Origin of the sequence: Acinetobacter sp. WCHA55 (assembly GCF_002165305.2) — a bacterium.
Classification (GTDB): Bacteria; Pseudomonadota; Gammaproteobacteria; order Pseudomonadales; family Moraxellaceae; genus Acinetobacter.
This window is the reverse complement of sequence record NZ_CP032286.1, coordinates 2490591-2515318: the sequence shown is the minus strand read 5'-3', so window position 1 is coordinate 2515318 and position 24728 is coordinate 2490591. Positions and strand designations below refer to the sequence as shown.

25 protein-coding genes and 1 pseudogene are annotated in these 24728 nt (G+C 40.6%); 17 read left to right on the top strand and 9 right to left on the bottom strand.

The features are described 5' to 3' along the window. The first annotated feature begins 31 nt into the window (after positions 1–31). From sbmA to CDG62_RS14955, 4 genes are all read left to right on the top strand, one after another. Positions 32–1225 (top strand): peptide antibiotic transporter SbmA, encoded by a 1194-nt coding sequence (sbmA, locus tag CDG62_RS14970; RefSeq protein ID WP_087527945.1) that lies wholly within the window; start codon positions 32–34, stop codon positions 1223–1225. A 240-nt stretch (positions 1226–1465) separates the two neighbouring features. After that, entirely contained in the window at positions 1466–2416 is a 951-nt protein-coding gene (locus tag CDG62_RS14965) for a hypothetical protein (RefSeq protein ID WP_087527950.1), read from the top strand. A 59-nt stretch (positions 2417–2475) separates the two neighbouring features. After that, positions 2476–3339, top strand: a complete 864-nt coding sequence (locus CDG62_RS14960; protein WP_087527946.1) for a hypothetical protein — start codon at positions 2476–2478, stop codon at positions 3337–3339. A 113-nt stretch (positions 3340–3452) separates the two neighbouring features. Beyond that, positions 3453–3971 carry a hypothetical protein gene (locus tag CDG62_RS14955; RefSeq protein WP_087527951.1) on the top strand — a complete coding sequence of 173 codons (519 nt, stop codon included), beginning with the start codon at positions 3453–3455 and terminating at the stop codon, positions 3969–3971. Positions 3972–4153: 182 nt separating this feature from the next. Here CDG62_RS14955 and CDG62_RS14950 read toward each other — a convergent pair whose 3' ends face one another. Further along, positions 4154–4732, bottom strand: coding sequence for a DJ-1/PfpI family protein (locus tag CDG62_RS14950; protein ID WP_087527947.1), 579 nt, complete (start codon positions 4730–4732; stop codon positions 4154–4156). Between the two features lie 149 nt (positions 4733–4881). On the opposite strand from CDG62_RS14950, the pseudogene CDG62_RS14945 reads away from it, so the two are divergent. From CDG62_RS14945 to CDG62_RS14930, 4 genes and pseudogenes are all read left to right on the top strand, one after another. Further along, positions 4882–5136: pseudogene (locus CDG62_RS14945) on the top strand (hypothetical protein); the annotation flags it as partial. A 301-nt stretch (positions 5137–5437) separates the two neighbouring features. Next, positions 5438–6385 carry an IS30 family transposase gene (locus CDG62_RS14940; RefSeq protein WP_119496091.1) on the top strand — a complete coding sequence of 316 codons (948 nt, stop codon included), beginning with the start codon at positions 5438–5440 and terminating at the stop codon, positions 6383–6385. A 95-nt stretch (positions 6386–6480) separates the two neighbouring features. Then, on the top strand, positions 6481–6894 hold the full coding sequence (locus tag CDG62_RS14935) for a TIR domain-containing protein (RefSeq protein WP_087527713.1): 414 nt from the start codon (positions 6481–6483) through the stop codon (positions 6892–6894). After that, on the top strand, positions 6891–7844 hold the full coding sequence (locus CDG62_RS14930) for a DUF4231 domain-containing protein (protein WP_087527714.1): 954 nt from the start codon (positions 6891–6893) through the stop codon (positions 7842–7844). The genes CDG62_RS14935 and CDG62_RS14930 overlap by 4 nt, the downstream gene beginning before the upstream one ends. A 47-nt stretch (positions 7845–7891) precedes the next feature. On the opposite strand, the gene gatB is transcribed toward CDG62_RS14930, so the two are convergent. The 3 genes from gatB to gatC are packed head-to-tail and all read right to left on the bottom strand — an operon-like array spanning position 7892 to position 11225. Continuing rightward, complete coding sequence (gene gatB, locus CDG62_RS14925; RefSeq protein ID WP_087527715.1) at positions 7892–9379, bottom strand: Asp-tRNA(Asn)/Glu-tRNA(Gln) amidotransferase subunit GatB; 1488 nt, start codon at positions 9377–9379, stop codon at positions 7892–7894. Continuing rightward, entirely contained in the window at positions 9379–10857 is a 1479-nt protein-coding gene (gatA, locus tag CDG62_RS14920; RefSeq protein WP_087527716.1) for an Asp-tRNA(Asn)/Glu-tRNA(Gln) amidotransferase subunit GatA, read from the bottom strand. Before gatA ends, gatB begins: the two co-directional genes overlap by 1 nt. Before the next feature lie 53 nt (positions 10858–10910). After that, positions 10911–11225, bottom strand: coding sequence for an Asp-tRNA(Asn)/Glu-tRNA(Gln) amidotransferase subunit GatC (gatC, locus tag CDG62_RS14915; protein ID WP_004694671.1), 315 nt, complete (start codon positions 11223–11225; stop codon positions 10911–10913). Between the two features lie 133 nt (positions 11226–11358). On the opposite strand from gatC, the gene CDG62_RS14910 reads away from it, so the two are divergent. The 6 genes from CDG62_RS14910 to CDG62_RS19385 all read left to right on the top strand — a co-directional run bounded on the left by CDG62_RS14910 (position 11359) and on the right by CDG62_RS19385 (position 16108). After that, complete coding sequence (locus CDG62_RS14910) at positions 11359–12405, top strand: rod shape-determining protein (RefSeq protein ID WP_087527717.1); 1047 nt, start codon at positions 11359–11361, stop codon at positions 12403–12405. A gap of 15 nt (positions 12406–12420) precedes the next feature. Continuing rightward, the gene (gene mreC / locus CDG62_RS14905) at positions 12421–13278 is read left to right on the top strand and encodes a rod shape-determining protein MreC (protein WP_004694667.1); all 858 of its coding nucleotides are present in this window, start codon (positions 12421–12423) and stop codon (positions 13276–13278) included. Further along, positions 13265–13756: a rod shape-determining protein MreD gene (gene mreD / locus CDG62_RS14900; RefSeq protein ID WP_087527718.1), complete on the top strand. Its 492-nt coding sequence runs from the start codon at positions 13265–13267 to the stop codon at positions 13754–13756. The genes mreC and mreD overlap by 14 nt, the downstream gene beginning before the upstream one ends. Further along, positions 13744–14310 carry a Maf family nucleotide pyrophosphatase gene (locus CDG62_RS14895; protein WP_087527719.1) on the top strand — a complete coding sequence of 189 codons (567 nt, stop codon included), beginning with the start codon at positions 13744–13746 and terminating at the stop codon, positions 14308–14310. The genes mreD and CDG62_RS14895 overlap by 13 nt, the downstream gene beginning before the upstream one ends. Before the next feature lie 38 nt (positions 14311–14348). After that, positions 14349–15803 (top strand): ribonuclease G, encoded by a 1455-nt coding sequence (gene rng / locus CDG62_RS14890; protein WP_004981336.1) that lies wholly within the window; start codon positions 14349–14351, stop codon positions 15801–15803. 131 nt (positions 15804–15934) lie between these two features. Beyond that, a complete protein-coding gene (locus tag CDG62_RS19385) occupies positions 15935–16108 on the top strand; it encodes a PA1571 family protein (protein WP_004981331.1) in 174 nt (57 codons plus the stop codon). A 63-nt stretch (positions 16109–16171) separates the two neighbouring features. Here the strand turns inward: CDG62_RS19385 and CDG62_RS14885 are convergent, their stop codons facing one another. Together CDG62_RS14885 and CDG62_RS14880 are read right to left on the bottom strand one after the other, a co-directional pair. Then, the gene (locus CDG62_RS14885; RefSeq protein WP_087527720.1) at positions 16172–17551 is read right to left on the bottom strand and encodes a WS/DGAT/MGAT family O-acyltransferase; all 1380 of its coding nucleotides are present in this window, start codon (positions 17549–17551) and stop codon (positions 16172–16174) included. A 161-nt stretch (positions 17552–17712) separates the two neighbouring features. Beyond that, positions 17713–18447 carry a phosphoadenylyl-sulfate reductase gene (locus CDG62_RS14880; protein WP_087527721.1) on the bottom strand — a complete coding sequence of 245 codons (735 nt, stop codon included), beginning with the start codon at positions 18445–18447 and terminating at the stop codon, positions 17713–17715. Between the two features lie 203 nt (positions 18448–18650). Here CDG62_RS14880 and thrH point away from each other — a divergent pair, with 203 nt between their 5' ends. Then, positions 18651–19268 (top strand): bifunctional phosphoserine phosphatase/homoserine phosphotransferase ThrH, encoded by a 618-nt coding sequence (thrH, locus tag CDG62_RS14875; RefSeq protein ID WP_078426022.1) that lies wholly within the window; start codon positions 18651–18653, stop codon positions 19266–19268. A gap of 78 nt (positions 19269–19346) precedes the next feature. Here the strand turns inward: thrH and CDG62_RS14870 are convergent, their stop codons facing one another. Both CDG62_RS14870 and CDG62_RS14865 read right to left on the bottom strand, forming a co-directional pair. After that, complete coding sequence (locus tag CDG62_RS14870; RefSeq protein WP_087527722.1) at positions 19347–20507, bottom strand: OmpP1/FadL family transporter; 1161 nt, start codon at positions 20505–20507, stop codon at positions 19347–19349. Between the two features lie 331 nt (positions 20508–20838). After that, a complete protein-coding gene (locus CDG62_RS14865) occupies positions 20839–22071 on the bottom strand; it encodes an OmpP1/FadL family transporter (protein WP_087527723.1) in 1233 nt (410 codons plus the stop codon). Positions 22072–22801: 730 nt separating this feature from the next. Between CDG62_RS14865 and CDG62_RS14860 the strand changes: the two genes are divergently transcribed. Then, the gene (locus CDG62_RS14860) at positions 22802–23323 is read left to right on the top strand and encodes a hypothetical protein (RefSeq protein ID WP_228254401.1); all 522 of its coding nucleotides are present in this window, start codon (positions 22802–22804) and stop codon (positions 23321–23323) included. Then, the gene (locus CDG62_RS19685) at positions 23292–23600 is read left to right on the top strand and encodes a hypothetical protein (protein WP_228254400.1); all 309 of its coding nucleotides are present in this window, start codon (positions 23292–23294) and stop codon (positions 23598–23600) included. The genes CDG62_RS14860 and CDG62_RS19685 overlap by 32 nt, the downstream gene beginning before the upstream one ends. 99 nt (positions 23601–23699) lie before the next feature. Here CDG62_RS19685 and CDG62_RS14855 read toward each other — a convergent pair whose 3' ends face one another. After that, positions 23700–24719: an AraC family transcriptional regulator gene (locus CDG62_RS14855; protein ID WP_087527724.1), complete on the bottom strand. Its 1020-nt coding sequence runs from the start codon at positions 24717–24719 to the stop codon at positions 23700–23702. Positions 24720–24728 lie beyond the last annotated feature (9 nt).

Below are 24728 nucleotides of genomic sequence, written 5' to 3'. Positions count from 1 at the left end.
ACCTGAAATATAAAAGGGATATAGATCGTTCATGTTTAAGTCATTTTTCCCAAACCCTAGATGGTTTTTCATTTCGGTATTACTTTGGTCGGTGATCAATGTCGGACTGTGGTATTCAGGGGGGAATACATGGGGAAGCGCCATAGGTTGGCCGCAAGGATATGCAACGGCTGAACTGCCTATTGGGGTCAGCCGTTTTTGGTCTCCATCTTTTCTGTGGTTTTATCTCTGGTTTTTTATAGCAACAACTCTTTTTGGCTTATTTTGGCGTTTTGTCTCAGACAATAAATGGCAAAGATGGTCGATTTGGGGCTCCGCATTTATTCTGTTTAACATCTGGTTTGGTGTACAGGTTAGTGTTGCGATCAATGCTTGGTATGGTCCTTTTTGGGACATGATCCAGAGCATGCTTGGCAAAGGGGGCAACATTAAAGATTTGTATATGGGAACTTTAACCTTCTTGTATATTGCGATGGTTGCGGTCACTTTTGCTGTGATCAATGCTTTTTTTACCAGTCACTATGTGTTCCGTTGGCGTACAGCTATGAATGAATATTACACAGAGCATTGGGAAAAATTACGTCATATTGAAGGGGCAGCTCAACGTGTGCAGGAAGATACCATGCGTTTTGCTACGATCATGGAAGATTTAGGTGTCGAGTTGATTAATTCGGTTATGCTTTTAGTTGCATTTTTACCGATCTTATTTGAATTGTCCAAACATGTGCCTGAGTTGCCTGTCGTGGGGGAAATAAAGCACTCCTTGGTTTGGGCAGCTATTATTTGGGCTGTTTTTGGCACGGTCTTGTTAATGGTGGTGGGAAGTAAATTACCAGGTTTAGAGTTTAACAATCAGAAGGTTGAAGCAGCTTACCGTAAAGAGTTGGTGTATGGCGAAGACCATGCAGACCGCGCTCAACCTGCTACGTTGACTGAACTATTTAGTCGAGTGCGTAAAAATTATTTCCGACTGTATTTTCACTATGCTTATTTCAATTTAGTGGCAACATGGTATCGACAGTTAGACATTTTATATAATTTGGTGGTGTTATTCCCTGCAATTGCTTCAGGGAAAATGACCCTCGGTTTAATCAACCAAATTGGTAATGTTTTTGGCAAAGTTCGTGAATCATTTCAGTATTTAATTATGTCGTGGAAAACCATTATCGAACTTTTGTCAATCTATAAGCGTTTGAAGGCTTTCGAATCAGTTTTAGATAAATAAATGATTATTTTAAACCTGCCTTTCATGGCAGGTTTTTTATGTGCTCAACCATCATTTTGTCTGTAACTTTTGTTGTATGGTTCAAACTAAATTAATGAAACATTGTTAAGGTTATCAAAAAAAGAAGAAGAATGATGTGTGCATCAAACTTAAATAAATAATAAAAACAGTTGTTTAAGTTTGTTATTTTATGAGCTTTCCGCTAATGTTTTTATGCGGGTGTTTAAGAGTAAAGTCGTAGTGAATTATAAAATTTTATGTGTATTTGGGGTTTTGGGGAGTGTGTTACAGGGCTGTACTAGTCTGGGAAATATAGCACAAGCACCTTTTACAAATATTGCATCGCCAGAAGAACTAATCGTAGAACGAAAAATTAATGAGACAGATAAAACCAGTAAAGAATACGTGTATCACACGGTAGGTGTAAAAAATGAAAAAGATATTGAGGTGTTATATCCACGCAGCATGTTCAGTCAGTATTGCCAAGCCCATGGTGGACGTTTTACTCAGACACAAAAAAGTAGTTTTAGCTTAGTGAAAGATCCGTGGGCGAAAAAGTTACTTCGCACCTATAACAGTTTAAAACAGGGCACGGGTACTTTTCGTTGCCAGCTCAATAATGGTGAACAGTGGTGGGTGAGTATTGAGGCATTGTCTGAACGCAAACTGCCCAATTCAAATGATATTCGTGTGGTGAGTCTACAAACCAAAGTATTGGCTGAGCCAACACCACGCAGTATGACAGCTATTACACCAAGCAAAAAAGCGGTGACGAAGGCATCTGCGACCAAGGCAGAAGTGAAGAAAGAGGAAGAAAGCAAAAAAGAAGTAGAGCCTAAAAAAGAAAACAAAGTTGAAGCGCCACCTAAATCCGCCAAAGCTGCAGAAACGCCACAGCAGCAGCAGGCCAAACTATATGTGGCTGCACGTCGTGACATTAACAGTGGACGTAACCAAGTCGCTGCCTGTAACAGCGCACAACGCGCATACAACTATGGTCGTTTGCCAGGGTCGGATGCTTCAAATGTTTATACCGAATCGGGCATATTAGTTGCACGTTGTTTAACGGGTATTCCAAGTTATAGCAGTCGTTTTTCCAACCCTAAAGGGCAGGCAAAATATGTTTTGCAGAATTTAGCCAAAAACCATAACCACACAGGTGCTAAAAATATGCTCAAGCAAATGAAGTAAGGCTTTCGGCTGTTTACGGCAGAACTTCATGTGAGCACCTCAACCAAAGGAATAACATCATGAGTAATGTCCAAACACCAACCACCTATTTTACTGCGCCTTTGCTGGATCAGACCGTGCAAGAAATAGACGTTGATATTTCAGCTCAGCCTTATTTTTATAACAATGCTGGAACGCCTGAGTATTTAGCCGATGTGCCAGATGGTATTGAACTCATTACTGCATCATCGACCAATGCCAGTATGAGTATGGGGCATGTATATGCTGTGCCTGAAAAGATTGAAACGATCCAAACCCATTGGGGAGAGCAGACTCAGTTAGCGTTCGCAGGAAACTCTTTTGAGTTTATGGCTTTAAAAGCCACGCCAGAAACGGCTGCAGCATTTGGTATGACTTTGGTGAAAGCTGGACAGGCGATAGAGGTGCAGGCTACACGGAAAAAGTTGTCTCAAATTAAATATCAGTATGGCATGTTAGCGGGTCATTTTTTCCCTTATGATCCAACTCAAATCAATCTAGCAGCGAAAACATTATATCCTTTTGTCGTCACAGACCTAGAGCATCACGACTTTCCACATGTATTTGCTTCGACCGATCCAAATAAACTACCTTTAGTGATTTCAGCAGGACGTTATTTTCCGAAAGACCGAAAAATTTACTTGGCTGACTTGTGGGTGGAACATGGCGATGCACTTTATATTCCCGAAATGCCGAAGCAAGTTGCTCCTGAATTTATCGATTTACATAATAACCGTAATGCGGCTTTAGCGTGTTGGAAGGGCGAAAGTAGTCAGTCTACGATTCATATGCATACATTGCTTGATCCAGAAGGTTATTTTTATTGGTTTTGGAATGCATGTCCGACCATACACCCACAGCTTACTGCACTTGAAACTGCTGAGTTGGATAGGGAAATCGCTTGAATGAAGCGGCTTTACTTTTTGCTTCAATTACATGGTAATTTTACAGTTCCATAACAGGCTGATTGACGGGCTTTATGATACAAAGAATGCAATTGTTGATTGGAGTTGAGTTTATGTCACAGCCTGTTTTAAGCATTTTACGTGGTCGGTCTTCTGCTATTTTTCGTCATGCTGTTTTGGCAGTAGCATTGTGTGGTTCAGTCCAAGTTGCAACGGCCAGTACTACAGTCGATCAACTGAGTAATTGTTTGGTGAAGTCAACGACAGCAACAGATAAAACCACTGTGTTACAGTGGACGTTTGCGGCACTGGCTGCACATCCAGATCTGAAGGTGTATAGCAATGTTACCGATGCACAGCGTACACAGCTAGATAAAAACCTCGCGCAGGTTTTACAGCGCATTTTGGTAGAGCAATGTTCAGTGCAGACCAAAGCCGTGATTCAAGCTGAAGGCTTACAAGCGGTTGGAGACAGTTTTCAGGAACTTGGGCAGATTACGGGTGAGGAAATTTTAAAGAACCCAGAAGTGAAAGGGCAGTTACAAGGTGTGCTGCGCTATGTGGATCTGAATAAATTGGTGACGGCTTTTTTAACCCCAGAAATTTGGAATAAGTTGGGTGTGACAAGGTAGTTAAGCCGTTTAAAATATTTGAAAATTATGAATAGTAAGAGCTGTTTATAAACTGAATCGAAAGCATTAATGTTGTAAGAGTTTCCATTAAAAAAGCTCCTTGAATCGAAGGAGCTTTTTTATTTTTGAATCTAAAAAGATGATAGGGCATATCATAAAATATTCATTTAGGAACAAGGCAATTAAATCGTCACAGTCGCCCCTAAAGCTTGAATAAATTGCGCCATCCAAGCAGGGTGTGCAGGCCAACCAGGTGCTGTGATCAAGTGCCCATCGGTTACAGCTTCTGTCACTTCAATGTCCGCATAAGTCCCGCCTGCTAGTTTCACCTCGGCTGCGCACGCAGGGTAAGCTGAACACGTACGACCTTTGAGTACATCGGCTGCCGCAAGAATTTGAGCACCATGACAAACCGCTGCAATTGGCTTTTTCGCAGTATCAAACTCACGTACGATTTCAAGGATACGTTCATTCATACGTAAGTATTCGGGTGCACGACCACCGGGAATCACTAAACCGACATAGTCCGCAGTGTGTACCGCTTCAAAGTTGTAATTAATGGCAAAGTTATGACCGCGTTTTTCACTATAGGTCTGCTCACCTTCAAAGTCATGAATAGCTGTAGCGATGCTTTCGCCTTCATTTTTATCGGGGCAGACCGCGTGTACGGTATAACCGAGACCTGTTAAAAACTGAAAAGGTACCATGGTTTCATAGTCTTCAGCATAGTCACCCACGAGCATTAAAATTTGTTTTGACATGCTATTTTCCTCGGTCTTTTTATGTTTTGATGATTTAAAATTAACTTAGCATAGTCAGATGACAGGGTTAAGTGATGGTTTGTTGTCTTTAGTCGTAAATTTTTTTGTTTGAAATGGAATACTGGAAAATGCGACTAGGTATTAGATAAAACGTGGCGCAAGTGTTGCAGCGCATTTTAGTTGAGCAATGTTCGGCACAGACCAAAGCGGTGATTCAGGCAGATGGTATTCAAGCGGTAGGTGAAAGTTTTCAGCAGTTGGGACGCATTACAGGCGAAGAAATTGTGAAGAATACCGAAGTGAAGCAGCAGTTGAATGGTTTGTTACGTTATGTGGATTTAAATAAAATGGTGACGACGTTTTTGACGCCTGAGATTTGGAATAAGTTGGGTGTGGTGAGGTAGTTATCCTCTACCTTTCCTATTGGATGAGGGAACTTCGTATATCAAATTAATCACATGACAAAGTCTCCCTTTTTTAAAGGTGAGAAGCGAAGTTTCGCAAGGAGAGATTCAGAAATCACGTATAAAAACGGACGTTGAAAGTTGGGAGTGTATGAAGTCTTTAAGTTTGGCGATAGAGGATACTTTTTTGATGTTCATGTTTCTTAGATTCTCAAATGAAGTGCAACAGAGATTAAATTATTGGAAAGAAGCAAGATGAGCTAGCATTTTGCTTCCGACCGACCAAAGTCAAAGTTGCATCATGAACTATACTCATCTTACCCAAGAAGAACGATATCAGATTTATACATTGTTACGTGAAGGTTTTTCTAAACGTTATATCGCTTGGAGACTGAATCGTTCACCTTCAACCATTTCTAGAGAAATCAAACGTAATCGAGCTAGAAATGGCTATTTCGCTAAACATGCCAATAAAGTAGCTCGAAGACGACATTGTCCTAATCCTAAAAGAATCCCTTGTGAAATGTGGGCACATGTCATCTCTTATCTTGATCTTCAATGGAGTCCTGAACAGATTGCTTCTCATGTTCCAGTCAGTTTGCATTCAATTTATCGCTTTATACGACAGGATAAAAACAATGGCGGTACACTCTTTCATCACCTACGTTTCAGAAATCAAAGAAAGAGGAAATACGGCTCTCCTGAAACCCGTGGTCAGCTGAGTAATCGTAAAAGCATTCATGACAGACCTATCGAGATTGAGCGGCGGAATCGCTTTGGTGATCTGGAAATAGATACGATTGTTGGTAAGAACCATCAGCAATCATTGGTCTCTATTGTGGATCGGAAGACAGGTTATTTATGGCTGAAAAAGTGTAGCTCACGCAAGGCAGAGGAAATTTGCCAAACAACCATCAGCCTTCTTAAGCCAATCAAAGATCAGCTAAAGACTATTACCGCAGATAATGGTAAGGAGTTCAGTCTGCATAAGTATGTTGCTCAAGAATTAGAACTAGACTGGTATTTTGCTGATCCTTATAGCGCTTGGCAACGAGGCACGAATGAAAATACAAATGGTTTAATCAGACAATACATTAAAAAAGGCAGTAATTTAAATGCCTATACGGATGAATATATCTCAGAAATCACTCAACGTTTAAATCATCGCCCAAGAAAAAGACTCAGCTTTAAAAGTCCGAGTCAGGTATTATGGCAACAACATGGTGTTGCACTTCAAATGCTAATCTAAGTTTTTAAAATATTAAGTTACAAGGTGGGTTGTTGAAATACAAAAAATAATCACAATTTAGTATTTGTACAACAAAATTATAGGACTTTATAACAATGTCACACCGTTTATTCATAAGCCACTCTTGGAAATATAGTGAAAAATACTGCCGAGCTGTAAAATTTTTAGATGATACTCCTAATTTTGAGTGGTCTAATAGCTCTGTTCCTGAAGATGATGCATTTGAAGATATGAGTATTGATGACCTAAAAAAGCAACTTACTCGACAAATTTCTTATGCTCAGTGTGTTGTCATTTTGGCAGGTATGTATACTAATCACAGCTTCTGGATTCAGTATGAAATTGACGAAGCCATTCGGATGGGTAAACCTATAGTTGCTCTTGTTCCATGGGGAGCTGAAAGAACACCAGTTAAAGTGATTCTAGCAGCAGATAAAGTTGTTGGTTGGAATGGTAAAAGTGTTACATCAGCAATTAATGAATTGATTGAACAAAGGAAGTCTGCGTGAAGGTTTTCTTTGCTAAGTTTTTCTGTCGTAAGCAGTCTTCGGATGAGCCAGAGAATTTCAAGTTAAAATTTCCTGGCTTATACGAATGTGCAAGTGATGTTTCAGAAAAAGAACAAAAAATATATCTGCGTATGATAAAAGCAGAATATTTATTGTTGTTTATTACTTCAGTTACTGCTTTATTAAAGTTTGAAACTAAATTTCTTATAGCTACAGTGGTCTTGGTATTTGGTTTACTTGCTTGCCAATTATTCCGAAGTTTTAAAAAACCAGAGCAAACTTGGTATCGTGCAAGAGCTTTGGCTGAGTCTGTTAAAACCATTACATGGCGGTATGTAATGGGGTCTGCACCGTTTAATGATATTTCGATTAAAAACGATGAAAAGATATCCACAAGAGAGTTCTTACAAAGGCTGGAAGAGATCAAAAAGGTGAATGATTTTGACTCGATCGCACCTATAGCGAATTCTAATTTGGTTCATTCAGATGCCATAACAGATTCAATGAAAATTGTCCGTACTTATTCATTAGATGAAAAGAAAAAGTTTTATAGAGAACATCGTATTCAAAATCAGAGGATATGGTATGCAACAAAAGCTGAAAGTAATAAAAAGGCAAATCGTAATTGGTTGGTATGTATTGTAGTGCTAATAGTAGTGTATTTGATTGCTATGTTTTTAGTGGCATCAAACCATATACAAAAAGATGATTGGTTTAGTAATGTTGAACCTATATTGATTGTAATAACAGCTTTAATAGGTTGGGTGCAAATTAAAAAACATGGTGAGCTAGCGAGTTCATATATTTTAACAGCACATGAAATACAAAAGTTGATACAAGAACTTTCATTACTCGGGGATAATCCTGAAGAGTTTGAGCAGTTTGTGGATTCAGCAGAACAAGCATTTTCTAGAGAACATACACAATGGGTTGCTCGGAAAAAATTTTAAAATAAAAACCCGCTCTAAAGCGGGTTTTCTTTTGAAACTAGATCAAATCAACCAATCAACTTCTTCATTAATTCATTTACTTGTGCAGGGTTAGCTTTGCCTTTTGCAGCTTTCATCACTTGACCCACAAGACCGTTAAAGGCTTTCTCTTTACCAGACTTGTACTCTTCAACCATCTTCTCGTTGGCTGCAAGCACATCTTTAATAATCGCTTCAATCGCACCAGTGTCAGTTTCTTGCTTCAAGCCTTTTTCAGCAATAATGGCATCGGCAGTTTTGCCTTCTTCCCACATAAAGCCAAACACTTGCTTCGCAATCTTACCGTTAATGGTGTTGTCCACAATACGTGCAATCATGCCACCCAACTGTTCAGCCGAAACAGGGGAATCTGCCAACTCTAAGCCTGCTTTATTTAAAGCACCTGAGAATTCACCCATGACCCAGTTTGCAGACACTTTACCTTGTGCAGCACCGCCAGCAGCTTGAACTACGGCTTCATAAAACTCAGACATTTCACGGGTCAGTGTTAACACGTGCGCATCGTACTCAGTTATGCCAAAGTCCGCCACAAAACGCTCACGACGTGCCGCAGGTAACTCAGGCAATGCCGCACGCGCTGCTTCAATTTGCGCATCTGGAATAATCACAGGCAACAAGTCAGGGTCTGGGAAGTAGCGGTAATCGTTCGCTTCTTCTTTCGAACGCATTGAACGCGTTTCCATTTTCACAGGGTCGAACAAACGAGTTTCTTGGTCGACCGTGCCATCCCATTCCAAAATTTCCATTTGGCGTTCAATTTCAACATTGATCGCTTGCTCAATGAAACGGAATGAGTTGAGGTTTTTCAATTCACAACGCGTACCAAACGGCTGACCCGGACGACGTAAAGACACGTTACAGTCGGCACGGAACGAACCTTCTGCCATGTTACCGTCAGAAATACCCAACCAGCGCACCAAGGTATGAATCGCTTTAATGTAGGCAACCGCTTCTTCTACCGAACGCATGTCTGGCTCAGACACGATTTCTAATAAAGGTGTACCTGCACGGTTCAAGTCGATGCCCGACATACCATCAAACTGGTCATGAATGGATTTACCCGCATCTTCTTCAAGATGGGCACGGGTCACACCAATGCGTTTCACTGTACCGTCATCCAGTTGAATGTCGATATGACCCAAGCCCACAATCGGGTTGTCCATCTGGCTAATTTGGTAGCCTTTTGGTGAGTCTGGGTAGAAGTAATTTTTACGTGCAAATACAGACGCTTGGTCGATGTAGGCATCAATGCCTAAACCGAAACGAATCGCTAAATCCACCACTTGTTTATTTAACACAGGCAGAACACCCGGCATGGCTAAATCAACCAAGCTGGCTTGTGTGTTCGGGTCTTGACCAAATTCAGTCGAAGAACCTGAGAAAATTTTAGAATTGGTCGCAAGTTGAGTGTGAATCTCAATCCCGATGACCACTTCCCAACCATCAATCAAGTTTGATTTTGCTGATTTTGGGGATTGTTTTTGAGCTTGTGCCATTATGCATTCTCCTCAGCAATCGCCGCACGTTGGGTGTGGAAGTCAGTGTTTTGTTGGTATTGATGCACAATCGATAACAATTGTGATTCAGACCAGTAGTTGCCAATCAACTGTAAACCAACTGGCAAGTTGTCTTGGTCAAAACCAACAGGAGCATTAATTGCAGGTAAACCTGCCAAGTTCACTGCGATGGTATAAATGTCACCCAAGTACATTTCAACTGGAGACAGGTTCGCGCCAATTTTATAAGCCGTGGTTGGTGCAGCAGGCGCAGCAATCACATCCACCGATTCAAAAGCTTTTAAGAAGTCTTGTTGAATCAGACGACGGACTTTTTGTGCTTTCACATAGTACGCATCGTAATAACCCGCAGACAACGCATACGTACCAATCAAGATACGACGCTGTACTTCTGCACCAAAACCTTCAGAGCGTGAACGTTTGTATAAGTCCATCAGGTCAACTGGGTTCTCAGCACGGTAGCCATAGCGTACGCCATCATAACGAGACAAGTTCGATGACGCTTCAGCAGGTGCAATCAAGTAATAGGTCGGCACATAAGCTTCGGTCATGTTGAGATCAATCTCAACCAAGATCGCGCCCATCTCTTCCAATTTTTTCAATGATTCTTCAACACGTGCTTTCACGTCTGCATCTAAACCAGCGACATTGAAGTATTGCTTTGGAATACCAATACGTAAGCCTTTAACCGCAGTGCCGTTTAGGTTCGCCACATAATCATCAACGTCTTTTTCTACAGAAGTTGAATCTTTAGCATCGTGACCTGCCATGACATTCATCAGGTAAGCACAGTCTTCTGCCGAACGCGCCATTGGACCGCCTTGATCCAGTGATGATGCATAAGCAATCATCCCGAAACGCGATACGCGACCATACGTTGGTTTTAAACCAGTTAAACCACAGAACGATGCAGGTTGGCGAATTGAACCACCTGTATCTGTACCTGTGGCAAATGGAGCAAGATCTGCTGCAACCGCTGCCGCAGAACCGCCTGAAGAACCACCTGGTACATGACCTAAGTTCCAAGGGTTAGCTGTAGCGCCATAGAATGAGTTCTCAGAGGTTGAACCCATGGCAAATTCGTCCATGTTCACTTTACCTAAAGTGACCAGACCAGCAGCTTTGCCTTTCGCTACAACAGTGGCGTCGTAAGGAGAGATAAAGTTATCCAACATTTTTGAACCGGCAGTGGTTTTAATGCCTTGGGTACAAAAAATGTCTTTGTGTGCAATGGGCACACCTGTCAATGCGGTTGCTGTGCCTGCTTTAATTGCGGCATCGGCAGCATCGGCTTGTGCAAGCGCTTGTTCTGCAGTCACGGTTACATAAGATTTAACTTGTGTATCTAGCTTTGCAATGCGCTTTAAATAATGTTCAGTCAGTTCGCGAGATGAAAATTTAGCCCCAGCTAAACCCTCAGAGAGTTCACGAATCGATAAGCGATGTAAATCTGTCATGAGAAATGTCTTTACGTTAATTTTTACAAAATAATGGTTTAACTGAATAGAAATTATTCAATCACGCGAGGAACAAGGTACAAACCGTCTTGCACTTGCGGTGCAATGGCTTGATATTCATCACGATGATTGGTTTCTGAAACCACATCTTCACGTAAGGGTTGTGGATGATCAAATGGGCTTTTAAGCGGCTCAACACCATCGGTGTCGATGCCTTTTAAGGTTTCCATCATGCCTAAAATTTTATTTAGACTTTGAGCATATTCAGCAGATTGCGTATCATCTAGCGACAATCGAGCAAGATTGGCGATTGCTGAAACTGTTTGTGCATTTAAATCTGCAGAATGCTGTGCATCCGATGTAGACATAACATCACCTGAGTCAGTATTAAAAAATTTCAAAATATCGTGCGTTATAATAAGCGATTGACTTGTTCAAATCATCACATTTAGTTAAAGTTGCCACCTTGCGTCCACATAAAGTTTAATCGAGAACGTCTCCGTGATTCTAAAAAGACTAATTGGCTTGTTTTCGCCCGATCTAGCCATTGATTTAGGTACAGCAAATACACTTATTTATGCACCAGGACGAGGCATTATATTAAATGAACCGACAGTTGTGGCAATTCGTCACAGTGGTTCACAAAAAATCGTTGCCGCAGTAGGTCTTGATGCAAAGCAAATGCTAGGCCGTACCCCTGCGAATATCTCTGCCATTCGTCCGATGAAGGATGGTGTGATTGCCGATTTTGAAGTGACTGAAACCATGCTGAACCAATTTATTGGTAAAGTACATGAAAAACGTCTGTTCCCACCCGCACCGCGTGTTGTGGTGTGTGTGCCTTGCAAATCAACTTTGGTTGAACGTCGTGCGATTCGTGAAGCTGTATTTAATGCAGGCGCACGTGATGTTCGTTTGATTGAAGAACCAATGGCAGCTGCAATTGGTGCGGGTATGCCCGTTGAACAAGCATGCGGTTCAATGGTGGTGGATGTTGGTGGTGGTACAACTGAAATTGCGATTATTTCGCTGCAAGGTTGTGTCTATGCTGACTCACTACGTATTGGTGGTGATGTATTTGATGAGCAAATCATTAACTACGTACGTAAAGCACATGGTTGCGTGATTGGTGAAACCACTGCTGAAATTATCAAGAAAGAAGTGGGTATGGCTTTACCAGAACCTGATTCTAAAACACTTGAAATTGAAGTTCGCGGTCGTAACCTTGCTGAAGGTGTGCCACGTGCGATCACTGTGACTTCGGACGAAATCACGCAAGCGATTTCTGATCCATTACAAAGTATTGTTTCAGCTGTGAAATCCGCACTTGAGCAAACGCCTCCTGAGCTGTCTTCAGACATCGCGGAGCGCGGTATCGTATTGACAGGTGGTGGGGCATTACTGCGTAACCTCGATAAACTTCTTGCACAAGAAACAGGCTTACCTGTGGTGGTTGCAGAAGATCCTCTAACTTGTGTCACTCGTGGTGGCGGTAAAGTTTTAGAATTCTTCGATAATCCAAATCACGACATGTTATTTGTAGGCTAATAAAGGAATCGGCGGGTGCAAACAAATCTGTTTTCCAGACAACCGCCATCTTTTCGCTCATTTATCATTGCAGTGATCACATGCTTGGTCGTGCTGTTTTTTAACTGGCGCATGCCGCATGTGATTCAACCTGCAAGAGATGTCTTGTACGCCGCTTATAATCCAATTTATGCCGTAGCAAGTTATCCCGTGTTATCGCGAGAGTGGCTGAATCAACAAACCAAGTCTGAAGCTCAATTGCGTCGCGAAAATACCGCGATGCAAGCCGAGTTATTGCAGGCGCAGGTGCGTTTACAAAAATTATCTGAGTTATCTGCGGAAAATACGCGTTTACGCGGTCTGTTAGATACCCCGTTGATCATTGATGGTCGTATGGAAATTGCAGAAGTCATTGGGACAGATGCCGATCCACTGCGCCATATTATTGTGGTCAACCGTGGTGCCAATAGTCAGCTAAAAGTCGGGCAAACCGTGCTCGATGACAAAGGGATTATGGGACAGATTATCAATGTCTATCCGCATAGTAGTCGTGTCATGTTACTTTCAGATAAAGAACATTCTCTTTCGGTTCGCTTAGAGCGATCTGGAATGCGTGCCATTGTTTCAGGGACCGGAGATTTGGGTCACTTGAAAATGGAATACGTGCCGACCAGTGCCGAAATCAAAGTAGGTGAAAAAGTGTATAGCTCTGGTTTAGGTGAGCATTTTCCAGCAGGTTATCTGGTGGGCACCATTTCAAAAATCAGTCGTCATAATTCAGGTGAGTTCGCTCAAATCGATGTTGTTCCTGCTGCGCAGTTAGCGGGTGGGCATCATGTCGTTGTTTTATTTTCCGATTCTTTAGCGATGGAGCAACCACATGCCGATCGCTAAACTTCGAGCTGCTAAACAGCGTGATCCTTTATTTCCGATCATATTTTCGGTGATCATTGCTTCAGTATTGATGGTCTATCCCTTGTCTTACGCGCTTTCTGGTTGGCGTCCATTATTTATGATGATGGTGATGCTGTTTTGGGTGCTGTGCCAGCCGACATGGAGTGGGATTTGGTTTGCCTTTGCAGTCGGTATTTTCACCGATTTACTACTCGATACACCTTTGGGCTTAAACGCGCTTAGTTTTGTTTTGATTACTTTTGTGTCCCGTTTTTTAACGCGTGAACGTCGCATTATGACCTTTGCCAATATTTGGGTCATCACGACCTTGGCTGTGGTCGCGCATTTGTTTATTACGTGGATCGCGCAAATTATGATTGGGGCACAGTTTTCCCTTGCGCGTCATTGGCAACCACTGTTGAGTAGTGTGCTGACTTTCCCGATTGTCTATTTCATCTTGAAAAAATGGCGCGTTTAATTTTAGCGTCTAGTTCGCCCCGTCGTCGCGAGCTGCTTGAGCAGCTCGGTCTTGTCTTTGATATTTATAGTCCAGATATTGATGAATCTGTACAAGTAGGCGAGCCAGTAGCTCATTATGTGGAGCGATTGGCATGCGCAAAAGCAGAGGCTGTACAGCATCAATATCCTGATGCAATTGTGATAGCTGCCGATACCAGTTTAGGGGTGGATCAAGAAATTTTAGGTAAACCTGAATCTAAGCAGCATGCATTTGAAATGTGGGAAAAAATTTCGGGACGTAAGCATGATGTTTATACAGGTGTTTGTGTTCGTACAAATGCACAAATTTCAAGTATAGTAGTTCGTACTGAAGTTGAATTTCAGCACTTAAGCCCTGAAGATATGGAAGCATATTGGGCTACATCTGAACCCATTGGTAAGGCGGGAGCCTACGCCATACAAGGCATTGCAGCACGTTATATTCCACGCATAGAGGGAAGCTATAGCAATGTCGTGGGGCTACCGTTGCATGAAACGGTACAGTTATTACAGGCAGTTAAGGCACTAAATTAACTGTCTCAAAAGATTTTTTATAATGTTTTGAGTTTGTTATGTCTGACGAGTTATTAATTAACGTCACGCCTATGGAATGTCGCGTCGCGTTAATTGAAAACGGCACGGTCAATGAATTATTTATTGAGCGTACGGTGAAACGTGGTTTAGTGGGCAATATTTATAAAGGTAAAGTTGTGCGTGTTCTTCCAGGAATGCAGGCTGCGTTTGTTGATATTGGACTGTCACGAACTGCTTTTTTACATATTAACGATATGGTTTGGTCACGTAATCAACCCACTCCGAATGTTTTTGAGCTCTTACAGCCGGGACAAATTCTTACTGTTCAAGTCATGAAAGACATGCTGGGCACCAAAGGGGCTCGGCTTTCAACAGATCTTTCCATTCCTTCGCGCTACTTAGTAATGATGCCTTATGGCAATCATACGGGTGTTTCTCAACGCATTGAATCTGAAGCTGAACGTGATCGTTTACGTTCTATGATTGAGCGAATTCAAGCAGAACATAAGCTTCCAGGTTCTGTGATTGTTCGTACCGCCGCTGATGGGATTGCGGAAGCTGCTATTGCACAAGACATGGCTTATTTAGCGAAACTTTGGGAATTCATTCAGCGCAAGCAGATCAGTATTGCAGTGCCATCGTTAATTTTTGAAGAGCTTCCTTTACCCCAACGCATTATTCGCGATCTTGCGAGTGAAAAGACCGCTAAAATTTCAGTCGACTCACGTGAAATTCATGGCAAGCTCCAAGAGTTCGTAGAAGAATTTGTCCCGAATATTAAAGAACGCCTCATTCATTATCCGGGTGAGCGCCCAATTTTTGACTTGTATAATGTCGAAGAAGACATTCAAAGAGCGCTGCAGACGCGTGTTGCGCTGAAGTCTGGTGGTTATTTGATGATTGATCAGACTGAAGCTATGACCACGATTGATGTCAATACAGGGTCATATGTGGGGGGGCGCTCTTTAGAAGACACTGTGTTTAAAACCAATATGGAAGCGACACAGGTCATTGCACGTCAGCTGAGACTACGCAATTTAGGTGGTATTATTATTATCGACTTTATTGATATGCAAGAGCAGGAGCATCGAACTGAGGTTATGACTCAGTTTGAACGGATGCTTGAGCAAGACCATGCAAAAACCAAAATTACCCAAGTTTCTGAGCTTGGTTTGGTCGAAATGACACGTAAACGTACGCGTGAATCATTAGAACACTTATTATGTGAATCTTGCCCGACCTGTCAGGGGCGTGGTTATGTGAAAACAGCAGAGTCGGTATGTTACGAAATCTTTCGAGAAATCATGCGTTATACACGCGCCTATCAGTCTCAGACTGGCTTTACTGTCGTTGCGCATCCATCAGTGATTGACCGTTTGTTAACTGCAGAAGCCCCAGCAGTCGCGGATTTAGAGCATTTCATTGGTCGTGTGATTAAATTTCAGGTGGAAAATTTATATACGCAAGAGCAATACGATATCATTCTGAGCTGAAATTGTAACAATATATGGTTAAATAGTTGTTACAACTGAAATTTTACTTTCGACCTTAGATTTTTAATACTAGAAACACGGAAATAGCCAAAGCTTATTCTCCCAAATAGGTTTAGCAAATGAGGTGTGATATGGGTGTTAGAGAAGCAATTATTCAACCTAGTTTGAAACATTTATTAGATACGAAAGTAACGCATAATGCGTATATCGTGGATGATCAGGGTAAAGAAGTTCAAATTACAACTGCCATGATTCGTACTGCGTGTCATCAATTATTAAAACAATGTCGTAGCATTAAAAACTAAGGGGCTTATCGAAGCCCCTTAGTTTTATTGATTATTCTTGTATTTTTGATTCGTTTTGCGGCATCAACTAACCGCTTGCAACTTTGGGTCTTCGACCCCCACAATTGCTTCAAAGCGTTGAATCTCTTCCTCTAAGTGTGTGAGTAGATTTTGCATCTTCGGAAGTGCATTGCGACAAGCTGTCAAACCAACTTCAAGTTTATCTAAATAACTGGTCATGGTGATGTTGAGTGCTTGACCATCCAAAATGATTGAGGCAGGGTATAGTGCATCGAGTCGTGCCCCATTCCAATACAATGGTTCACGTGGGCCAGGGACATTTGAAATCACCAGATTAAACGCTTGGCGCTTAGGCATTAAGCCTGAGGCAATGTTGAGTCCAGCAGCACTATAAACGAACGCACTATAGTTTAGGATTTGGTTTGAGTTCATGCGTTTGAACTTTTCTTTGGCATTTTGCACACTACGACGAACAATTGCGAGGCGCTCTAAAGGATCTTCTTTATGCGTGCCTAAATTTGCCAAAATCATAGTGATACGATTCGACATAGACGAATCATCATCGCGAACAGAGGCAGGCACCATGGCTATTAAAGGCTTTTTAGGAAGTGCGTCTTGCGACAATAAATATTCACGCAAGGCACCTGAACAAATTGCCAGTACGATGTCATTAATCGTAACACCCAAACTTTTAGAAATATGACGTAAACGGTCAAACTCAAAAGACTGTGCTGCAAAACGACGAGAGGAGCTAACTCTCTGGTTAAGAATAGAGCTAGGTGCTTGGAAGCTCGAAACATAATCAGGATTACGTCCCATATCTTTCATGATGGTTTGAGACAGTTCATACATGACACGTGGGGTAGATTCAAGCTGTCCAACCACACCATTCATAATCTTTTTAAATCGACTAGCTTTATCCTCTTTCAAGCGTTTAGCGCGTGGTCCTTCAACACACCAAGGCGGTACGATGCTTTTGATGTTTGGATCATGTGATAAGGATTTCTCAACCAACCGCATACCTGCAATTCCATCCACCATTGCATGGTGAATTTTGAAATACATGGCAAAACGGTTACCCTCAATTCCTTCAATGATATGGCAGGTCCATAATGGTTTTGCACGGTCGATCAAACTGCTGTGTTCTTGCGAAATATAAGTCAGGAGTTCGCGGATACGACCAGGTTTGGGAAGTGCGATATGACGAAAATGGTGATCAAGATCAAACTCTTCATCTTCATCCCAAAACAAACCATTGAGTTTGTTGTTAAATGGAGGAATAGGAATAGATTTTGAATTGCGAATATCTGCAACTAAATTTTGAATGAAGCTGGCAGGTGCATTTTCAGGGATTTGGAATAAGAATAATCCACCGACATGCATGGGCTGTTGGCGTTTTTCAAGCGATAAAAAAATAAAGTCAATCGGATGTAATGGACGCATAGTCTGGATTGCCTCACTGCAATATCTGACCGCTCCTATGTGAGCAATCTTGTTAGAATTATAGAACTTAAAGCTAGTATATCGATTTTTTTTAACAATGGGAGCGCTTTGTGTGTATCCATTGGTTGCGAAAAACCACTGCGAAGCAGTGGTTTTGGTCTTTACTTTTTCAAATTACCTACATGCAGGCCACATTCTTTGTGTGTCGCTTCTTCCCACCACCAACGTCCTTCACGTTCATGTTGGTTGGGTAACACTGGACGTGTACATGGTTCACAGCCGATAGAAATAAAACCGCGTTCATGTAATGGGTTATAAGGCACTTCCATCATGCGGATGTAGCTCCACACATCGGCACTGGACCAGTTGGCAAGGGGATTGTATTTAATCAACTGTTTGCCTTCACCTGAAAAGCCCGCATCTGCTTGAACAACTGGAATCTCAGTTCGTGTGCCAGGACTTTGGTCTTTACGTTGACCCGTAATCCAACCATCTAAAGTCGCTAATTTTTTACGTAAAGGCTGAACTTTACGGATACCACAACACTCTTTATGATCATCTTGATAAAAGCTGAATAAACCTTTTTCATTGACTAGTTGTTGAACGGCATCTGCTTCTGGGAAACAGATTTCGATATTAATGTTGTAGTGTTTACGCACAGTTTCAATAAACTGATAGGTTTCTGCGTGTAAACGTCCTGTATCTAAACTAAAGACACGGAAAGGTTTACCTAAGTTAGCAGCCATATCAATAAGTACGACATCTTCTGCACCTGAAAACGAGATGGCAATTTCGCCCGTTTGATTTAGTGCAAGTGCTAAAATTTCACTTGGCGCTTTGTCCGCATATTCAGCCGCAAGAGCATCAACAAGATCAATAGTTGGAATGGTTGTCATGAGTATCCTGGCAATAGGCTTGGAATCTAACAAGACCTATATTACGTTATTTGCTGCGTATTTTAATAGAGTTGAAATAAGCTACTTATCACTAAAAAATAAATGCTTATGAAAAAAATAGATTTAAAAAACAGCAGTGCATTAGACAAATATTAAGCTATGATAGTTCAAAATTTTTCCACGTAAATAAAAAGGGAGTATTCATGGAAGTTGTTTGCCTTGATCTAGAAGGGGTGTTAGTTCCAGAGATTTGGATTAACTTTGCTAAAAAAACAGGCATTAAAGCGCTTGAAGCAACCACACGTGATATTCCTGATTATGATGTGCTCATGACACAGCGTTTGAATATATTAAAAGAACATGGTTTAGGTTTAAATGATATTCAAGAAGTGATTGCTGAAATGGGCCCATTTCCTGGAGCAAAAGAATTTGTTGAATGGTTACGTACACACTTTCAGTTGATTATTTTATCAGACACTTTTTATGAGTTTGCGCATCCTTTAATGAAGCAACTGGGCTGGCCAACGATTTTTTGCCATAAGTTAGAAACTGATGAAAAGGGTATGATTACAGCCTATAAGCTGCGCCAACCTGACCAAAAACGTGAAGCAGTTAAAGGATTGCATGGACTAAATTACCGTGTGATTGCCGCAGGTGATTCTTATAATGACACCACTATGCTGGGTGAGGCGGATAAAGGCTTTTTGTTTGATGCACCAGAAAATGTGATTAAAGAATTCCCACAATTCCCTGCAATTCATGGTTATGAAGCTTTAAAAGAGGCAATTCGTAATGCTTCAGTTCGTGATATTCCGGCTTAAAACAAACAAGCCATATTTTCGAAAATAAAAAGGCGCATCTCAATAGATGCGCCTTTTTATTGGATCTGATGCTACGGTTTAGAATTTATAACCAAATTTTAAACCATAAGCGATAGCATCATTATCGCTAAAGTCGCCAGCAACTGTACCGCCAGTTTGAGCTTTTGCATCACCTAACCAGAAGTATTTTACACCTGCTTGTACGAAGTAGTTTTCGGCTGGGCTGTATTGACCGCCTAAACCTACGCTCCAGAAGCCTTCAACAGGGCCTAAAGTGGTTACAGGGTTACCTGCGCCAGAATCCCAACCTACAGATGCAGAACCAGACCATTTGCTAGTAAATTTATGACCTACACCAACTGTTGCAGAAATTTGATCATCTGAGTAGTCAATTAAATTTTGAGCTTTACCTTTAGCGAGTTTACTAGCACTTGCTAAAGCTGCTGGGCTTACGGCAAACTGATCCCAATGTACCCAACGTACATTAGCAAAAGCTAAAGTATCTTTTGCAATACCTGTTTGGAAATCAAGGTTCACAGATTGTGGTGTAACCACTTCTGTTTGGCTTGTCACAGAGCGTAGATCAATACCGTATGATGGAATATAGATATTTGATGTTTCAGTTGTATCTAATTCATGTTTAATTTCAGAACGGTAAGTAACAGCAGCTTTTAGTGCAATTTCAGGGATTTGGTAAGCTGCACCAGCTAACCAACCAAATGCATTGTCTTCTTTTAGGTCAATGTTGTAGCCAGAAAGTAAAGAGTAGGCTGTACCGCGTAAAGATACATTACCTTTAACTGTTTGGTAAACAGGACCTGCGTAGATGTTCCAGCTTTCGGTTGGTTGGTAACCTACAATTAATGAAAGATTATTGGTGCGTACTTTTACACTTGTTCCTTCAGTACCATCACCAAAAGCGCCTAGATCTGATGAATATTGTGAGTCAGCACCATAAGGTTGGTCATAAAGTAAACCGAAAGAAAAATGGTCGGTTGCTTGAACTTTAAGTGCAGCAGATGGGAAATAATAGTCATCCGCCATGTCAGTAACAGTTGAGCCGTTATTGCTTTTGCCACTTACACTTGGGTCGAGCACACTAATCGATGCTTCTGCATAATTTCCAGATTGTAGAAATGGCAGAATAGATTGACCTGAGCGATCAAGACCTGCAGCAAATACTGAAGTTGTTGGGATTAAGCTGAGCAAAATAGCCGAGCGAAGAGCTGTAAGCTTCATAGGGAACATTCCTTGTTGTAGCTTTATGTAAGTGATTGGCACGAAAAGTAACATAAATACAAAAAGAGTAAATGCTCAACTATGGTTGTAAAATGAACTGAAAAGTTAAAAATTGTACTTGTGTAGAGTAAAAACACTAAAAAAAAATATTAATTTTATGATTTATAAAGATTTATTTTTTGTATTAAATGATTGATTAAATTTTATGTGAAATATTTAAGTGTTGCTTTGTTGGCCAAATGAATCACAGTTGTATAGCAATAACAAAAGATTCCATTTTAAGAAAAGAAAAAAAACCATCTGTGCAGATGGTTTTTTTCAGTATTAATAATTAGAACTTGTAACCGATTTTTAAGCCATAAGCTAAAGCATCATTGTCATTAAATTCCGCAACGTAGTTTGCAGTATCGAATTGAGCACCAGACTGAGCTTTAGCATCGCCTAACCAGAAGTATTTTACACCACCAGCGATAAAGGTTGCAGGTGTTGGGCTATATTGAACGCCTAGACCAACGTTCCAGTAACCTTCAGTTGGGCCTAGTGTAGTTACAGGGTTACCTGCACCGGAGTCCCATCCCACAGAAACGTTACCAGCCCATTGTTCATTTAATTTACGACCTACACCTACATTTGCTGACCATTGGTCATCTGTGTATGCAACAAGGTCAAAACCATCTGGTTTGCCAACTGCAGGTCCTGCGAGCTTAGATGCTACACCGAATGCATAAGGGCGGATTGAGAAATCTTTCCAATTCACCCAACGTACATTAGCAAATGCTACAGTATTTGCCATGATCCCTGTTTGAAAGTCTAAATTTACAGATTGGGGTGTTGTAATATCAGTTGAACCAAGACCTGCATTTGCATTAATAATTCCTGGAATCGGTGCTTGAGGAACATTAAGACCATTTGATGATTCATCAACAATTGTTGAGTGCTCGATTTCTGAACGATAAGTAATTGCTGCTTTTAAAGCAATCTCTGGGATTTGATATGCAAAACCTGCCAACCAGCCCGCAGCGCTATCTTCTTTGATCTTGGCTTTATAGCCGGCAAAGCCTGTTGTTGGTAAAGGAGAACCACTGTATGCACGTCCCTGAAGTTCTACGTCACCTTTAATTGTTTGATACACGCCACCTGCGTAAAAATTCCAGTTATCAGTTGGTTGAAAACCAAAAATCATAGATAAGTTTTGCGTATCTACTTCTACGTTTGTATCACCATTTGGACTTGTGAAGGCTGCCGAAGATGTATATTCAGCATCGGCACCAAAAGGTTGGTCATAAATTAAACCAAAAGAAAAATGATCAGTCAGTTGTAATTTTAGAGCAGCACTTGGGAAATAGTAATCACCAGCCATATCGCCAGTTTTTTCCCCACCATATGTTGTGTTTGTTTTACCAGACACATCTGGATCTAATACAGAAATACCTGCTTCAAAATAGTTACCAGGTTGCAAGAATGCAGAGATTGACTGACCTGAACGATCTAGAGCAGCGGCAAATGCCCCCGTCATTGGTACAGTTGCTAAAATCATTGCTGTCGTTAATGTCTTTAATTTCATTCTACGTCTTTCCTTGAGGTGCAAATGCAAATGTTTGTTGCTCATTTTGTGTTTATGTTTTTTGGCTTTTGGAGAAGTCGGTTAACCGAAATCATTTGTTACTCCGTGTCACAAAAATAGCACAATTAAAATAAGAGTAAATGCTCTATAGATAACTAATCAGTTCAAAAAGTAATCATAATAGAGTTTTTATACTAAAAAAACACACATTTAAAACTTAAGTTTATGAAAAATATAAATATATAATTTGAAATATAAAATTTATTTTTTGGTTAAAAAACGCTCAATTGAGTGTAATAATAAATCCTTTTTGTGATTTTTATCACTATTTTTCTTTGCTGTTTTATAATACAAAACCATATTTTGTAGATCATTTATCGATTTTTTTCTTTAGAAGACCAAGTTATTGTTTTTTTAAATGATTAATATTGTCTACTGCAATAATGATAATTGTTGTGGTTATATTGTGTTGTGTTATAAAAAACATATAAATTTGAATCAAATGTTAAGAACAAAAATCTTTAGTTTTAGATATAGATGAATGAAGGCAGATGGTCATTAAGCGGTGTAATCAGTGCTCAATCTTGACTTAAATTAAGTTGTATTCTTGTTATACCGTTAAAAGCATAATTTATTAAAAAGTTAGAGTTTTAGTTCGCTATCGCTCTACTGTAAACCATAAATGATGATAAGCATGCAATGAATATATGAATAATTTTAGTCTCAAACATTGACCAATAAAAAGCTTACTTTTTCTGAACATTTTGGGTTTTTAAGTATATCTCAGGCTTATGCAGATGATGGCGCTGATTTGGCTCAACAGTTATCCAATCCTGTCGCGAACTTGGTCAGTGTGCCATTTCAATTAAATGATGATGAAAACATTGGTGCGGCTGAAAGTATAGAACGTTATCAACTCAATATTCAGCCTATCCCGATTGAATTAAATGAAAATTGGAATCTGATCTCTCGTACTGTATTACCCGGAAATTATCAAATTTATAATGATGGTGGACGTGATGACGATTGGGGCGTGGGTGATATTGTACAAAGCTTATTCTTTTCTCCCTTAAAAACATCGGACAGTGGTATTGCATGGGGCGTAGTTCCTGCCTTTCTATTTCCAATCGCTTCTGAAAAGGTCTTGGGTGCGGATCAATACGGTGCTGGCCCAACTTTTGTCGTTTTGAAGCAAAGTCAGGGGTGGACATTTGGGGGTATTGGCAAACCATATTTGGGGAGTAGAACATGAAGATGATGCTGAGGCGATAAGTAGTACCTTTGTGCAACCTTTTATTAGTTGCACTTATCCAGATAGTACGACGGTGGCATTGAATACAGAAACGACATATGACTGGAATGCAGAAAAAGCCATAGTTCCTGTCAACTGGACTGTGACTAAAGTGATTCGCCTAAATGGTCAGGCGATTAGTGTGGGTGGTTGTGCTCAATATTGGATTGATGATACTGACGGCAGCCCGAAAGGTTGGGGAGCACGCTTGGTTGCATCTTTTGTTTTCCCGAAATAATCAATTGAGTATGTATTAAATAGAGCGAAATTCAATGGATTTAAACTATATGCTTGATTCCGTTGGTACTTTTTATTTAAAAAGTAGCAAAACCAGAAGTCAGACAATATGGCTTCTACTTTTGTCTTTTAACTCGGTTGGGGGAACGCCAAACCAACTTTTAAAGTTGCGACTAAAAATAGATAACTCTGCATAGCCCAACTGTAAAGCTATATCCGTCAAACTCACATTATCTGTATCAAGCATACGAAGGGCTTCTTTTTTTCGGACATTTTCAAGTATATCTCGGTATGTTGTTCCTTGCATTTTTAAAACGCGCTGAAGCTTTTTTGGATGCATACCCATACAGAGTGCGATATTTTCAATGCTGCAGTCTCCTGTTGCCATCAGCATTCGTACCGAACTCTCTATCAGTGCCGTATTATCTTCAGTTTTGGTACTGCTTTGTGTTTCAAGCTGTTGTACGATCAGTTGATTGATGGCATCTTCATTAAAATTATAGGGTTTATAGTTTAAAAAGCTTGCAGGGAAATAAAGCGCATCTTCATCAGTTTCAAATTCTACTGGACATGAAAAGTGATCCTGGAAAGTTTGAGCCCCATTTTTTGGTGTTTTTTGCTTGAAGCAAATTTTTTCTGCATGCCACTGGGGGCCAATCAAATCTTTTAAAATATTTGCAACAAGGCAAATGGCCAGTTGTGATTTTTGTGGTACATCGGTGTTGTATTCACTTAATCGAACAAAGTTCAGCTTACAGAGCAGAGCATTATGCTGCGAGACATGGAAGACAATGCCTTCAGCATGTAAATAGACATATTTTTGTGCCACGCTTAAGGCTTCAAGTATGGTTGTTTGTCGGGACATATAGACGCCAATCAAGCCGATTGTGCTAATATTTTGGAGTGCACCGAGTTTTAAACCGAAGCAATTATCCTGACAGGCTAAGGCCGCTTTTTCCAATAAATTTAAATAATGATCATAATGAATAAATGAATCTGGATCACGGAGTAAAGCAGGTAAAATCCCGATCTCTTTCAAGATTTCTATAGGGTTTATACCATAGCTACGGACTAAGTCTTCAAACCCGCCGAGGCTGGCTGCACGAATATAACTTCCCATTATAACATT

Coding starts and splice junctions, on each gene's coding strand:
- thrH (WP_078426022.1), top strand. CDS start 18,651: ATGGAAGTTGTTTGCCTTGATCTAGAAGGGGTGTTAGTTCCAGAGATT.
- CDG62_RS14885 (WP_087527720.1), bottom strand. CDS start 17,551: ATGCGTCCATTACATCCGATTGACTTTATTTTTTTATCGCTTGAAAAA.
- CDG62_RS14895 (WP_087527719.1), top strand. CDS start 13,744: ATGGCGCGTTTAATTTTAGCGTCTAGTTCGCCCCGTCGTCGCGAGCTG.
- gatB (WP_087527715.1), bottom strand. CDS start 9,379: ATGGCACAAGCTCAAAAACAATCCCCAAAATCAGCAAAATCAAACTTG.
- CDG62_RS14950 (WP_087527947.1), bottom strand. CDS start 4,732: ATGTCAAAACAAATTTTAATGCTCGTGGGTGACTATGCTGAAGACTAT.
- CDG62_RS14955 (WP_087527951.1), top strand. CDS start 3,453: ATGTCACAGCCTGTTTTAAGCATTTTACGTGGTCGGTCTTCTGCTATT.
- CDG62_RS14865 (WP_087527723.1), bottom strand. CDS start 22,071: ATGAAATTAAAGACATTAACGACAGCAATGATTTTAGCAACTGTACCA.
- CDG62_RS14855 (WP_087527724.1), bottom strand. CDS start 24,719: ATGGGAAGTTATATTCGTGCAGCCAGCCTCGGCGGGTTTGAAGACTTA.
- CDG62_RS14935 (WP_087527713.1), top strand. CDS start 6,481: ATGTCACACCGTTTATTCATAAGCCACTCTTGGAAATATAGTGAAAAA.
- CDG62_RS14870 (WP_087527722.1), bottom strand. CDS start 20,507: ATGAAGCTTACAGCTCTTCGCTCGGCTATTTTGCTCAGCTTAATCCCA.
- sbmA (WP_087527945.1), top strand. CDS start 32: ATGTTTAAGTCATTTTTCCCAAACCCTAGATGGTTTTTCATTTCGGTA.
- CDG62_RS14960 (WP_087527946.1), top strand. CDS start 2,476: ATGAGTAATGTCCAAACACCAACCACCTATTTTACTGCGCCTTTGCTG.
- CDG62_RS14880 (WP_087527721.1), bottom strand. CDS start 18,447: ATGACAACCATTCCAACTATTGATCTTGTTGATGCTCTTGCGGCTGAA.
- gatA (WP_087527716.1), bottom strand. CDS start 10,857: ATGACAGATTTACATCGCTTATCGATTCGTGAACTCTCTGAGGGTTTA.
- CDG62_RS19385 (WP_004981331.1), top strand. CDS start 15,935: ATGGGTGTTAGAGAAGCAATTATTCAACCTAGTTTGAAACATTTATTA.
- rng (WP_004981336.1), top strand. CDS start 14,349: ATGTCTGACGAGTTATTAATTAACGTCACGCCTATGGAATGTCGCGTC.
- mreD (WP_087527718.1), top strand. CDS start 13,265: ATGCCGATCGCTAAACTTCGAGCTGCTAAACAGCGTGATCCTTTATTT.
- gatC (WP_004694671.1), bottom strand. CDS start 11,225: ATGTCTACATCGGATGCACAGCATTCTGCAGATTTAAATGCACAAACA.
- CDG62_RS14940 (WP_119496091.1), top strand. CDS start 5,438: ATGAACTATACTCATCTTACCCAAGAAGAACGATATCAGATTTATACA.